12 protein-coding genes are annotated in these 12,812 nt (G+C 72.6%); 8 read left to right on the plus strand and 4 right to left on the minus strand.

Translation table 11 applies throughout. The annotated features are described in order from the left end of the window. Nucleotides 1-9: 9 nt before the first annotated feature. From G9272_RS07950 to G9272_RS07965, 4 genes are all read left to right on the plus strand, one after another. The gene (locus G9272_RS07950) at nt 10-738 is read left to right on the plus strand and encodes a type 1 glutamine amidotransferase (protein ID WP_171395882.1); all 729 of its coding nucleotides are present in this window, start codon (nt 10-12) and stop codon (nt 736-738) included. A 239-nt stretch (nt 739-977) separates the two neighbouring features. Then, entirely contained in the window at nt 978-2,003 is a 1,026-nt protein-coding gene (locus G9272_RS07955) for a 6-phosphofructokinase (protein ID WP_171395883.1), read from the plus strand. 144 nt (nt 2,004-2,147) lie between these two features. Further along, nucleotides 2,148-3,098, plus strand: a complete 951-nt coding sequence (locus G9272_RS07960; RefSeq protein ID WP_171395884.1) for a cytochrome c oxidase assembly protein — start codon at nt 2,148-2,150, stop codon at nt 3,096-3,098. A gap of 60 nt (nt 3,099-3,158) precedes the next feature. Next, nucleotides 3,159-3,341: a hypothetical protein gene (locus G9272_RS07965; protein ID WP_171395885.1), complete on the plus strand. Its 183-nt coding sequence runs from the start codon at nt 3,159-3,161 to the stop codon at nt 3,339-3,341. On the opposite strand, the gene G9272_RS07970 is transcribed toward G9272_RS07965, so the two are convergent. The 4 genes from G9272_RS07970 to G9272_RS07985 are packed head-to-tail and all read right to left on the minus strand — an operon-like array spanning nt 3,310 to nt 7,422. Continuing rightward, nucleotides 3,310-4,533, minus strand: coding sequence for a sensor histidine kinase (locus G9272_RS07970; RefSeq protein WP_171395886.1), 1,224 nt, complete (start codon nt 4,531-4,533; stop codon nt 3,310-3,312). The genes G9272_RS07965 and G9272_RS07970 overlap by 32 nt on opposite strands. Next, entirely contained in the window at nt 4,530-6,260 is a 1,731-nt protein-coding gene (locus tag G9272_RS07975) for a sodium/solute symporter (protein WP_171395887.1), read from the minus strand. Before G9272_RS07975 ends, G9272_RS07970 begins: the two co-directional genes overlap by 4 nt. Beyond that, nucleotides 6,257-6,655, minus strand: coding sequence for a hypothetical protein (locus G9272_RS07980; protein ID WP_171395888.1), 399 nt, complete (start codon nt 6,653-6,655; stop codon nt 6,257-6,259). Before G9272_RS07980 ends, G9272_RS07975 begins: the two co-directional genes overlap by 4 nt. A gap of 2 nt (nt 6,656-6,657) precedes the next feature. Next, complete coding sequence (locus G9272_RS07985; RefSeq protein WP_171395889.1) at nt 6,658-7,422, minus strand: LytR/AlgR family response regulator transcription factor; 765 nt, start codon at nt 7,420-7,422, stop codon at nt 6,658-6,660. 78 nt (nt 7,423-7,500) lie between these two features. Between G9272_RS07985 and G9272_RS07990 the strand changes: the two genes are divergently transcribed. The 4 genes from G9272_RS07990 (at nt 7,501) to G9272_RS08005 (ending at nt 12,800) form a co-directional block, all read left to right on the plus strand. Further along, nucleotides 7,501-7,986 carry an Lrp/AsnC family transcriptional regulator gene (locus G9272_RS07990; protein WP_020131619.1) on the plus strand — a complete coding sequence of 162 codons (486 nt, stop codon included), beginning with the start codon at nt 7,501-7,503 and terminating at the stop codon, nt 7,984-7,986. Between the two features lie 140 nt (nt 7,987-8,126). Further along, nucleotides 8,127-8,963: a dimethylargininase gene (ddaH, locus tag G9272_RS07995; protein WP_437184260.1), complete on the plus strand. Its 837-nt coding sequence runs from the start codon at nt 8,127-8,129 to the stop codon at nt 8,961-8,963. Beyond that, nucleotides 8,960-10,189, plus strand: a complete 1,230-nt coding sequence (gene rocD / locus G9272_RS08000; RefSeq protein ID WP_171395891.1) for an ornithine--oxo-acid transaminase — start codon at nt 8,960-8,962, stop codon at nt 10,187-10,189. The genes ddaH and rocD overlap by 4 nt, the downstream gene beginning before the upstream one ends. Before the next feature lie 145 nt (nt 10,190-10,334). After that, nucleotides 10,335-12,800, plus strand: a complete 2,466-nt coding sequence (locus tag G9272_RS08005) for a SpoIIE family protein phosphatase (RefSeq protein WP_171395892.1) — start codon at nt 10,335-10,337, stop codon at nt 12,798-12,800. The last annotated feature ends 12 nt before the right edge of the window (nt 12,801-12,812 follow it).

Below are 12,812 nucleotides of genomic sequence, written 5' to 3' on the forward strand. Positions count from 1 at the left end.
GACGTTTCCATGAGCGACAACCAACTGCGGCTGGTGTGGATCTACCCGGACCTGCTGAGCACCTACGGCGACCAGGGCAACGCCCTCGTCGTCGAGCGCCGCGCCCGGCAGCGCGGTCTCGACGTGGCACGCCTCGACGTGCGCAGCGACCAGCCGATCCCGACCTCCGGCGACATCTACCTCATCGGCGGCGGCGAGGACCGGCCGCAGCGGCTCGCGGCGGAGCGGCTGCGCCGCGACGGGCACCTGTACCAGGCGGTGCAGAACGGCGCGATCGTCTTCGCGGTGTGTGCCGGGTACCAGATCCTGGGCCAGGAGTTCGTCAACGACCTCGGCCAGCGTGAGCCCGGTCTCGGTCTGCTGGACGTGACGACGACGCGTGGCGAGGGCGAGCGGTGTGTCGGCGACGTCCTCGGGGACATCGACCCGCGGCTCGGTCTGCCCCCGCTGACCGGCTTCGAGAACCACCAGGGCATCACCCACCTCGGCCCGACCGCCCGCCCGCTCGCCCGCGTCTCGCTCGGCAAGGGCAACGGCACCGGCGACGGCACCGAGGGCGCGTACAACGACACCGTGTTCGGCACGTACATGCACGGCCCGGTGCTCGCCCGCAACCCGCTGATCGCGGACCTGCTGCTGAAGCTGGCGCTCGACGTGAACGCGCTGCCGCCGATCGACGACCGCTGGTACGAGGCGCTCCGCAACGAGCGCATCTCCGCGGCGCAGCAGCCTGCGTAAACGCTGCCGCGCGCAGCCTGCGCGGACACGGTTGCGCGGCAGCCCGCGCGACCGTGTGTTCACCTGATTGTCAGGGTGTCGTCAGCAGCCCGTCTGACGGTGCATCCGCACAGGTGAGCAGGCACGTCCAGCAGGCGGACGCGTGCTTCGGCCCCGCCCCCTCATGCCGCTAGGGTGGCGGGATTCGAGCCGGACAATGTGGTCCGGACCGGCCCACGTGGAGAAGGTTGTTTCGGGCTATGCGCATTGGTGTCCTCACGTCCGGCGGCGACTGCCCCGGCCTGAACGCCGTCATCCGGTCCGTCGTGCACCGTGCCGTCGCCGACCACGGCGACGAGGTCATCGGCTTCCGGGACGGCTGGAAGGGCCTCCTGGAGTGCGACTACCTCAAGCTCGACCTCGACGCGGTGGGCGGCATCCTCGCCCGCGGCGGCACGATCCTCGGCTCCTCCCGGGTCCAGCCCTCGCATCTGCGGGACGGCGTGGAGCGGGCCAGGGGCCATGTAGCGGAGCTCGGCCTCGACGCGATCATCCCGATCGGGGGTGAGGGCACGCTCAAGGCGGCGAAGCTGATGTACGACAGCGGGCTGCCCATCGTGGGCGTGCCGAAGACCATCGACAACGACATCGCCGTCACCGACGTCACCTTCGGTTTCGACACGGCGGTCGGGGTCGCGACCGAGGCGCTCGACCGGCTGAAGACCACCGCCGAGTCCCACCAGAGGGTGCTCGTCGTCGAGGTCATGGGACGCCACACCGGCTGGATAGCGCTCCAGTCCGGCATGGCGGCCGGCGCCCACGCCATCGTCGTACCGGAACGGCCCTTCGACATCGAGGAGCTGGCCCGCCGGGTCGGCGAGCGGTTCGAGGCGGGCAAGCGGTTCGCGATCGTCGTCGCGGCGGAGGGCGCGAAGCCGAAGGCCGGCAGCATGGCCTTCGACGAGGGAGCGAAGGACATCTACGGGCACGAGCGGTTCGCCGGGATCGCCCGGCAGCTCTCCATCGAGCTGGAGTCCCGGCTCGGCAAGGAGGCGCGGCCGGTCATCCTGGGGCATGTGCAGCGGGGCGGCACGCCTACCGCGTACGACCGGGTGCTCGCCACGCGGTTCGGCTGGCACGCGGTGGAGGCGGTGCACCGGGGCGAGTTCGGGAAGATGACGGCGCTGCGCGGGACGGACATCGTGATGGTGCCGCTGGCGGAGGCGGTCGCGACGCTCAAGACCGTTCCCGAGGACCGGTACGCGGAGGCGGAGACCGTGCTCTAGCCGTCCGGCGGGCGCGGGGCCGTCATGAGGCCCCGCGCCGCCGGGCAGAGCCGTTCGCCCCCGGTGACAGAGGTCGCCGGGGGCTTCTCTACTCTTGTGGGCGGCAGGAAACGTACAACCCCCCACGAATCAGGAGCCGGCGGCATGGGACACAGCGGGCACGGCATGCCCATGGATCTGCCGCCGTTCACGCTGGGGCGGGGCCTTCAGTGGTCGGCGGACCCGTTCTTCCTCGTCGGCTGTCTGGTGGCGCTGGGGCTCTACGGCTGGGGCGTCCTGCGGCTGCGCAGGCGCGGGGACGCGTGGCCGGTGGGGCGGACCGTGTCGTTCGTCGTCGGTGTGCTGACCATCGGGCTCGTCATGTGCACCAAGTTGAACGACTACGGCATGGTCATGTTCAGCGTGCACATGGTGCAGCACATGGTGATCAGCATGCTGTCGCCGATCCTGATCCTCCTCGGCGCGCCGATGACGCTGGCGCTGCGCGCGCTGCCGGCCGCCGGCCGGGGTCGCAAGGGGCCGCGTGAGCTGCTGCTGATGCTGCTGCACAGCCGCTACATGCGGATCGTCACCCATCCCGCGTTCACCATCCCGCTGTTCATCGCGAGCCTGTACGCGCTGTACTTCACGCCGATCTTCGACTTCCTGATGGGCTCCAGGGCGGGGCACCTCGGGATGATGGTGCACTTCCTCGCGGTCGGTGTCGTGTTCTTCTGGCCGATCATCGGCGTGGACCCCGGTCCGAACCGGCCCGGCTATCTGATGCGGATGCTGGAGCTGTTCGCGGGCATGCCGTTCCACGCGTTCTTCGGCATCGCGCTGATGATGGCCTCGCAGCCGATGGTGAAGACGTTCGAGAACCCGCCCGCCTCGCTCGGCATCGACGCGCTCTCCGACCAGAACGCGGCCGGCGGGATCGCCTGGGCGTTCAGCGAGATCCCGTCCGTGCTGGTGCTGATCGCGCTGCTGTTCCAGTGGTACGGCTCCGAGCAGCGGCAGGCCAAGCGCAAGGACCGGGCCGCGGACCGCGACGGCGACCAGGAGCTGGAGGCGTACAACGCCTATCTTGCGTCGCTCAACACACACGGACGCTGAACCCGGGGCACCATGGAGGGGACGCGCCCTGCGGAGGGCGGCCCCGAGGAAGGTGTCGCGATGGCAGGTACCACGGACAGTTCCACGAAGACCATGGGGGTGCTCACCGTCGGCGGACTCGTCGCGGTGACCGCCTACACGGTGGCGCTCGGCAGCAACGGCTGGCTGTGGTTCGGCTGGGTCGTGCTGGGACTGATCACGCTCGCCATGGTCATGACGCGGCCCGGCCCTGGCCACCGGTGAGGCGGGCCGCCGAGTGCACGCCCGGCTGGTACTTCGGCAGCCGGGCGGTGATCTTCATCCCCGCCCCCAGGGCCGTCTCGATGACCAGGCCGTAGTCGTCGCCGTACACCTGGCGGAGCCGGTCGTCCACGTTGGACAGGCCGATGCCCCCCGACGGGCTCACCTCGCCGGCCAGGATGCGGCGCAGCGCGACCGGGTCCATGCCGGCGCCGTCGTCCTCGATGACGACCAGGGCCTCGGCGCCGGCGTCCTGCGCGGTGATCTGGATATGGCATTTGTCGGCCTTGCCCTCCAGTCCGTGCTTGACGGCGTTCTCGACGAGCGGCTGGAGGCAGAGGAAGGGCAGGGCCACCGGGAGGACCTCGGGGGCTATCTGGAGGGTGACGGCCAGCCGGTCGCCGAAGCGGGCCCGGACCAGCGCCAGGTAGTGGTCGATGGCGTGCAGTTCGTCGGCGAGGGTGGTGAAGTCGCCGTGCCTGCGGAACGAGTAGCGGGTGAAGTCGGCGAACTCCAGGAGCAGCTCGCGGGCGCGTTCGGGGTCGGTGCGGACGAACGACGCGATCACCGCGAGCGAGTTGAAGACGAAGTGCGGGGAGATCTGGGCGCGCAGGGCCTTGATCTCCGCCTCGATCAGTTTCGTACGGGACTGGTCGAGGTCCGCCAGCTCCAGCTGGACGCTCACCCAGCGGGCCACCTCGCCGGCCGCCCGGACCAGGACGGCGGACTCACGGGGGGCGCAGGCCACGAGGACGCCGTGCACCCGGTCGTCGACGGTGAGCGGGGCGAGGACGGCCCAGCGGACGGGGCAGTCGGCGTGCTCGCAGGTCAGCCGGAAGGCCTCGCCCCGGCCGCTCTCCAGGGGACCGGCCAGCCGTTCCATGATCTCGGTGCGGTGATGTGACCCCACGCCGTCCCAGACCAGCACCTCCGTCTCGTCGGTCAGGCACAACGCGTCCGTGCCGAGCAGGGTGCGCAGTCTGCGGGCCGATCTGCGGGCCGTCTCCTCGGTGAGGCCCGCCCTGAGCGGAGGCGCGGCGAGCGAGGCGGTGTGCAGGGTCTCGAAGGTGGCGTGCTCGACGGGGGTGCCCAGGCCGCCGAGGTTCTCGGGGCGGGCGGTGCGGCGGCCCAGCCAGAAGCCCGCGGCGAGGAAGGGGAGGATCGCGATGCAGACGCCCGCCAGGAAGCCGCTCATGCCTTCGCCTCCGCCGCCCGCAGCTCTTCCGTGCGCAGTTCCTCGGGCAGGTGGAACCGGGCCAGGATCGCCGCCGTGCCGGCCGGGACCCGCCCCGGGGTCGCCAGGGACACCAGGATCATGGTGAGGAAGCCGAGCGGTACGGACCACAGCGCGGGCCAGGCGAGCAGCGCGTGCAGGCCGCCCGTGCCGGGGAAGCCCGCCATGGTCGCGGCGACGGCGAGGAACGCCGAACCGCCGCCCACCAGCATCCCGGCAGCCGCGCCGGGCGGGGTCAGCCGTCGCCACCAGATGCCGAGGACGAGGAGCGGGCAGAAGGAGGACGCCGACACCGCGAAGGCCAGCCCGACCGCGTCGGCCACCGGCAGCCCGCCCACCAGCAGGCTCGCGGCGAGGGGTACGGCCATGGCGAGCCCGGTGCCCAGCCGGAAGTGCCGGACGCCGCGGGTGGGCAGGACGTCCTGGGTGAGCACGCCCGCGACGGCCATCGTCAGCCCGGACGCGGTGGACAGGAACGCGGCGAAGGCTCCCCCGGCGACCAGCGCGCCCAGCAGGTCGCCGCCGAGGCCGCCGATCACCCGGTCGGGCAGCAGCAGCACGGCCGCGTCGGCGTCGCCGCCGAGGGCGAGCTCGGGGGCGTAGAGGCGGCCCAGGGCGCCGTAGACGGGCGGCAGCAGGTAGAAGGCGCCGATCAGGGCGAGGACGGCGACCGTGGTGCGGCGGGCGGCGACCCCGTGCGGGCTGGTGTAGAAGCGGACGACGACGTGCGGCAGGCCCATGGTGCCGAGGAAGGTCGCGAGGATCAGGCCGTAGGTGGCGTACAGGGGGCGTTCCTCGCGGCCGGCGGCGAGGGAGGTGGACATGCCGCCGTTGCTGCCGCGCTCGGCGACGGGGACGGCGGCGCCCTCGGCGAAGGTGAGGCGGGTGCCCCGCTCGATGTGGTGGGTGCCGACGGGGAGCCGGAGCACGGCGTCCCGGTGCGGGCGGCCGTCGACGCGGCCGTCCACCGTCACGGTCAGCGGGCGGTCCAGTCTGAGGTCGAGGGTGTCGTCGACCCGGACGCTGCGCTGGTCGCGGAAGGTGGCCGGTTCCCCGAAGGCGTCGCGGGGCGCGCCGTCGCCCTGCCAGGCGAGGACGAGGAAGAGGGCGGGGACGAGGAGGGCGGTGAGCTTGAGCCAGTACTGGAAGGCCTGCACGAAGGTGATGCTGCGCATGCCGCCCGCGGCGACGGTCGCGGTGACGACGACCGCGACGATCAGCCCGCCGAGCGAGTCGGGGGCGCCGGTCAGGACGGTCAACGTCAGCCCCGCGCCCTGGAGTTGGGGCAGCAGGTAGAGCCAGCCCACGCCGACGACGAAGGCGCCCGCGAGCCGCCGGGACGACTGGGAGGCGAGGCGGGCCTCGGCGAAGTCGGGGAGCGTGTAGGCGCCGGATCGGCGCAGCGGGGCCGCGACGAAGAGGAGCAGCACCAGGTAGCCGGCGGTGTAGCCGACCGGGTACCAGAGCATGTCCGGCCCCTGGACCAGGACCAGCCCCGCGATGCCGAGGAAGGAGGCGGCGGAGAGGTACTCGCCGCTGATGGCGGCCGCGTTGAGGCGCGGGCCGACGGTGCGGGAGGCGACGTAGAAGTCGGAGGTCGTGCGGGAGATGCGCAGGCCGAAGGCGCCGACGAGGACGGTCGCGACGACGACGAGCGCGACGGCGGGGACGGCGAAGGCCGAGTTCATCGGTCCTCGACCAGGCGTATGAGGTCCCGCTCGTTGCGTTCGGCGCGGCGCACGTACCAGCGGGCGAGCAGCACGAGCGGGGCGTAGAGGCAGAAGCCGAGGACCGCCCATTCGAGGCGGTGGGCGTCGGGCATCGCCGCGAAGAGCAGCGGCAGCGGGCCCACGAGCAGGGTGAGGACGGCGAACACCGCGAGGGCGGCGCGCAGTTGGGAGCGCATCAGGGAGCGGACGTAGGTGTGGCCGAGGGTGGTCTGCTCGTCGATCTCGGTGCGCGGCCGGTAGTAGCCGGAGGCATGGGGGTAACGCCCGCGGGAGCGAAGCCGGGCGTGCGGGACGGTACGGCGGGCGGGGCCGGTGACGACGACACGCCGTTCGGCGGGGTCCTGGTTCGGCACGGTCAGGGCCTCCTCATCAGCAGGTCCCGCAGTTCGCGGGCGTGGCGGCGGCTGACCTGGAGTTCCTCGCCGCCGACCAGGACGCTCACCGTGCCGGCGTCCAGGCGGAGTTCGCCTATGTGGCGCAGGGCGACGAGATGGCGGCGGTGGATGCGGACGAAGCCGCGGGCCCGCCAGCGCTCCTCCAGGGTGGACAGCGGGATCCGGACCAGGTGGCTGCCGCGCTCGGTGTGCAGCCGGGCGTAGTCGCCCCGGGCCTCGACATGGGTGATGTCGTCGACGGTGACGAAGCGGGTCACACCGCCGAGCTCGACGGGTATGTGGTCCGGGTCGGGCTCGTGCACGGGGATGCGTGGAGCGGCTCCGCGACGTTCGGCGGCTCTGAGTTCGACGGCGCGCCGGACCGCCTCGGCGAGCCGTTCCTTGCGGACGGGTTTGAGGACGTAGTCGACGGCCTTGAGGTCGAAGGCCTGGACGGCGAAGTCCTCGTGGGCGGTGACGAACACGACCAGGGGCGGCCGCGCGAAGCCGGTGAGGAGGCGGGCGAGGTCGAGGCCGTCCAGGCCGGGCATCTGGATGTCCAGGAAGACCACGTCGATGGCCTCGGGGCCGTCGGGGCCGGACTCCAGGGCACGGTTGATGCGGCGCAGCGCCTCGGTCGCGTCGCCTGCGCCCTCCACGGTGCCGATCCGGGGGTCCGCGGTGAGCAGGTACAGCAGCTCCTCCAGCGAGGGGCGTTCGTCGTCGACGGCGAGGGCGCGCAGCATGAAGGTGGAGTGTAGGGGCGATCCGCACGACTGGACATGTACCGGGGTGTGGACGTATGCGCTGGATACAGTGCCCGCATGAACAGCACGCCCGCCCCTTTCGACGAGCTCGACCGGAAGATCATCACCGCTCTGATGGCGAACGCCAGGACGAGCTTCGCCGAGATCGGGACGGCCGTAGGTCTGTCCTCGACGGCGGTCAAGCGCCGGGTGGACCGGCTGCGGGACACCGGGGTGATCACCGGGTTCACGGCCACCGTGCAGCCGTCGGCGCTGGGCTGGCGCACGGAGGCGTACGTGGAGGTGTACTGCGAGGGCGCCGCGCCCCCGAGGCGCCTCGCGGAGGTGGCGCGCAACCATCCGGAGATCACCGCGGCGATGACGGTGACGGGTGGGGCGGACGCGCTGCTGCATGTGCGGGCGCGGGACGTGGAGCACTTCGAGAACGTGCTGGAGCGCATCCGGTCCGAGCCCTTCATCCGGAAGACGATCAGCGTGATGGTGCTGTCCCATCTGCTGCCGGACAGCCCGGAGGCGGGCGCGAGCCAGCCTGCTCCCGAATAAACCTGCGACGGCGCAGTGAACCTGCGTCGACCAGGCATATCGCGCAGCATTCCTGCGTCAAGACGCAATGCTTGTTCCTTGTCGGGCGTCCCGGTCAGTTCCTACCTTGGTGTCAACCCCCAGTCGACTCCGTAGGGAATATGGAAAGGTGGAGGTACCTCACTGTGACCGAAACCCGTGTGCGGCGCCCTCGGCGCTTCCTCGTCTGTGAACCCAGACATTTCGCCGTGCAGTACGCGATCAACCCCTGGATGCGTCCCGACAGCCCCGTCGACGTCGATCTCGCCCAGGAGCAGTGGCAGGGGCTGATCCGCGCCTACCGGGCCCACGGCCACACCGTGGACACCGTGGAGCCGGCCCCCGGTCTCCCGGACATGGTCTTCGCCGCGAACTCGGCGGTCGTGGTGGCGGGCCGGGTCTTCGGCTCCCTGTTCCACGCGCCCGAGCGGCGGCCCGAGTCCGTCCACTACGACACCTGGTTCAAGGCGGCGGGCTACGACGTCCACCGGCCGGAGTCCGTCTGCGAGGGCGAGGGCGATCTGGTGTGGACGGGCCGGTACGTGCTGGCCGGCACCGGCTTCCGGACGACCCGTGAGGCGCACCGGGAGGTGCAGGAGTTCTTCGGTCACCCGGTGATCAGCCTGACCCTGGTGGACCCGCACTTCTACCACCTGGACACGGCGCTGTTCGTCCTGGACGACGACAACATCTCGTACTACCCGGAGGCGTTCTCCTCCGGCAGCCGTGAGGTGCTCGCCCGGCTGTATCCGGACGCGGTGCTCGCCACCCGCGACGACGCCATGGTGTTCGGTCTGAACTCGGTCTCCGACGGGCGCCATGTGTTCATCGCGCCCCGGGCCGAGGCCCTCGCCTCCCGTCTCACCGAGCGCGGCTATGTCCCCGTCCCCGTCGACCTCTCGGAGTTCCAGAAGGCCGGCGGTGGCATCAAGTGCTGCACGCAGGAGATCCGTTCATGACCGCACCCGTCGTCCCGACGCGCACCTCCGCCGATCTGATCCGCGCCGAGGAGCCCGTCCTCGCGCACAACTACCATCCGCTGCCCGTGGTCGTCGCGAGCGCCGAGGGCGCCTGGGTGCAGGACGTCGAGGGCCGCCGCTACCTCGACATGCTGGCCGGCTACTCGGCCCTCAACTTCGGCCACCGGCACCCGCTGCTGATCGAGGCGGCCCACCGCCAGCTGGACCGTCTCACCCTCACCTCCCGTGCCTTCCACAACGACCGCCTCGCCGAGTTCGCCGAGCGGCTCGCGGAGCTGACCGGCCTGGACATGGTCCTGCCGATGAACACGGGCGCGGAGGCGGTCGAGAGCGGCATCAAGGTGGCCCGCAAGTGGGCGTACGAGGTGAAGGGCGTACCCGCCGACCGGGCGACGATCGTCGTCGCCGCCGAGAACTTCCACGGCCGTACGACGACGATCGTGAGCTTCTCGACGGACGAGACGGCGCGGGCGGGCTTCGGGCCGTTCACTCCGGGCTTCCGGATCGTGCCGTACAACGACCTGGCCGCGCTGGAGGCGGCCGTCGACGAGACGACGGCGGCGGTGCTGATCGAGCCGATCCAGGGCGAGGCGGGCGTCGTCATCCCCGACGACGGCTATCTGGCCGGGGTGCGGGAGCTGACCCGCCGCAGGAACTGCCTGTTCATCGCGGACGAGATCCAGTCCGGGCTCGGCCGTACCGGGCGGACGCTCGCCGTGGAGCACGAGGGGGTCGTGCCCGACGTGCTGCTGCTCGGCAAGGCGCTGGGCGGCGGGATCGTGCCGGTGTCGGCGGTGGTGGCCCGGCGGGAGGTGCTGTCGGTGCTGCGGCCGGGCGAGCACGGGTCGACGTTCGGCGGCAATCCACTGGCCGCCGCGGTCGGCACGGCGGTGGTGGAGCTGCTGGAGACGGGTGAGTTCCAGCGCCGGGCGACCGAGCTGGGCGCCGTCCTGCGGGACGGGCTGACCGGGCTGGTCGGCAAGGGCGTCGTCGGCTTCCGGGCGCGCGGGCTGTGGGCGGGCGTCGACGTCGACCCGGCGCTGGGCACCGGCCGCGAGGTGAGCGAGCGCCTCATGCGCAAGGGCGTCCTGGTCAAGGACACCCACGGCTCGACGATCCGGCTGGCGCCGCCGCTGACCATCACCGGCGAGGAACTCGCCTCGGCGCTGGCCACCTTGGAGAGCGTGCTGACGCGCGACGCCTGAGGGACGCGCCCCGCGAGGGGCGCGGATTCCCGGCCGCGCCGGCGCGCGGCCCTCGCCTCCCGGGTGGCTCGGCCGCTGTCGTGCAGGCAGGGTGAAGATTGAGTCAGGAGGTGGTAGACCACTCTCAGCGACAGAGAGGTCGGCCGTGGGCACACACGACGAGGACGACGTTGCCCGCCGGTGGTTCGACGTGGCGGACACCGCCCCCCTGCTGCTCGACACGCGGGGGGTGGTGACGAGCTGGACCCGGGAAGCCGAGCGCTTGCTGGGGTATCCGGCAGCCGAGGCGGTGGGCAAGGATCTGGCCGGGCTGTTCGCCCACGGGGACGCCGGACGGCTGCCGGACGTCATGGACCGGTGCCGTCGGGACGGCGGCTGGGCGGGGCTGCTGTCCGCCCGCCGCCGGGACGGGCGGCCGGTGCCCGTCATGGCGCGGATCACCTCGGCCCACGAGCCCGGCGGCAGCGCGCGCTGGCTGGCCCTGCTGAACGAGATGGCCGACGCCCCCGGCTGGGACATGAGCCGCGCGGTGCTGGAGCAGATGATCGGCGGCTCCCCGATCGGCATCGCGATGGTCGACACCGACCTGCGTTTCGTGTGGTCGAACGCGGCCCTGACCCAGTTCGGCGGCGGTCCGCCCGAGAGCCGGCTGCGGCTTCGACTGGCCGAGGTCCAGCCGGGGCTGGACTCCGAGGGGATCGAGGCGCAGATGCGACGGGTGCTGGCGACCGGCGAGCCGGTCCTCGGCTACGAGCTCGTGGGGCGGGTGCGGGCGGCGCCGCACCGCGAGACGGCGCACATGCTGTCGTTCACCCGCCTGGACGACGAGCACGGCGGCCCGATGGGCGTCTATTACACGGTCGTGGACATGACCGAGCGGCACCGCGCCCGGCAGCGGCTCGCGCTGCTCGACCGGGCCGGCCGGCGCATCGGCCGCAGCCTGGACATCGCCCGGACCGCTCAGGAGCTGGCGGACGTGGCGGTGCCGGGGTTCGCCGACCTCGCCACCGTGGACCTGCTGGAGCCGGTGCTGCGGGGCGCGGAGCCCTCGCCCGGCCAGGCGTGGGACGGCGCGGACTGCTCCGTCACCCTGCGCAGGGCGGGACGGCGGGCGAACGGCGATCCCGGGGTCGCGACCGGCACCCGCGAGGTCGTGCACCGGGCCGGCTCGCCCGCGGTGCGCTGTCTGGTCGGCGGGCGGCCCTGGCGGGTCGAACGGCTCGACCCGCTCGACCCGCTCGATCCGCTCGCCGAGGAGTGGGTCGCGGGTCTGCCCGCCGGGTCCGAGCCGCCCAGTGCCCTGATCGTGCCGGTCCGGGCGCGTGGCGTCACCCTCGGCGTGGCCACGTTCCTGCGGCGCCACCGGCACGAGCCCTTCGGCGAGGACGATCTGGCCCTCGCCGAGGACCTCGTCTCCCGGGCGGCCGTCTGCGTGGACAACGCCCGCCGTTACACGCGCGAGCGCGACGCGGCCCTGGTGCTCCAGCGCAATCTGCTCCCCCGCCGACTGCCCGAACAGGACGCGGTCGAGGTGGCCGCCTGCTACCGGCCGGCCGACGAGCTGACCGGCCTCGGCGGCGACTGGTACGACCTGATCCCGCTGTCGGGGGCGCGGGTGGCGCTGGTCGTCGGCGAGGTGCCCGGGCACGGCATCGACGCCGCCGCGGCCATGGGACGCGTACGGACCGCCGTGCGCACCCTGGCCGCCCTGGACCTGCCGCCGGAGGAGATCCTCGCGCACCTCGACGACCTGGTCACCCGCATGGACGACGAGGAGGGCGTGGCGGCGGAGACGGAGCCGCCGGAACCGTGGCCGGGCGGTGCCCGGACGGTGGGGGCCGCGTGCGTGTACGTCGTCTACGACCCCATCGACGGGCGGTGCGTGATGGCCGCGGCCGGGCACCCCGCCCCGGCCGTCGTCCTGCCCGACGGCACCGTCACGTTCGTCGAGCTGCCCCAGGGGCCGCCGCTCGGCGCGGGCGGGCCGCCGTTCGAGTCGGCCGAGGTGACCCTGCCGGAGGGCAGCACGCTGGCGCTGCACACCGACGGTCTGCTGGCGCGGGGCGAGCGATGGGCGCTGGACACCGACCGGGAGCGGCTGCGGCAGGCCCTGGAGCAGTCGGCGGACACGCTCGAGCTGCGCTGCGGGACGGTGATCGACGCCCTGGTCCCGGCCCGTCCGTACGACGACGTGGCCCTGCTGATGGCCCGGACCCGGCGGCTGGCCGGCGACCGGGTCGCCGACTGGGAGCTGCCCGCCGACCCGGCGGCGGTGGCCGAGGCCCGCAAGACCGCGAGCCGCCGGCTGGCGGAGTGGGGTCTGACGGAGCTGTCGTTCACCACCGAGCTGGTCGTGAGCGAGCTGGTCACCAACGCCATCCGGTACGCCACCGGACCGATCCGGCTGCGGCTGATCCGCGAGCGCACCCTGGTCTGCGAGGTCTTCGACGGCGGCACCACCGCACCGCATCTGCGCCATCCGCGCGCCACCGACGAGGGCGGCCGCGGGCTGCTGCTGGTCTCGCAGGTCACGCAGCGGTGGGGCACCCGCTTTCTCCCCGAGGGCAAGATCATCTGGGCCGAGCAGTCCCTCACGGATCCCGACGTCTGACCGGCTCCGCGG

The sequence above is a fragment of the Streptomyces asoensis genome (genome assembly GCF_013085465.1).
In the GTDB taxonomy this organism is placed as follows: Bacteria; Actinomycetota; Actinomycetes; order Streptomycetales; family Streptomycetaceae; genus Streptomyces; species Streptomyces cacaoi_A.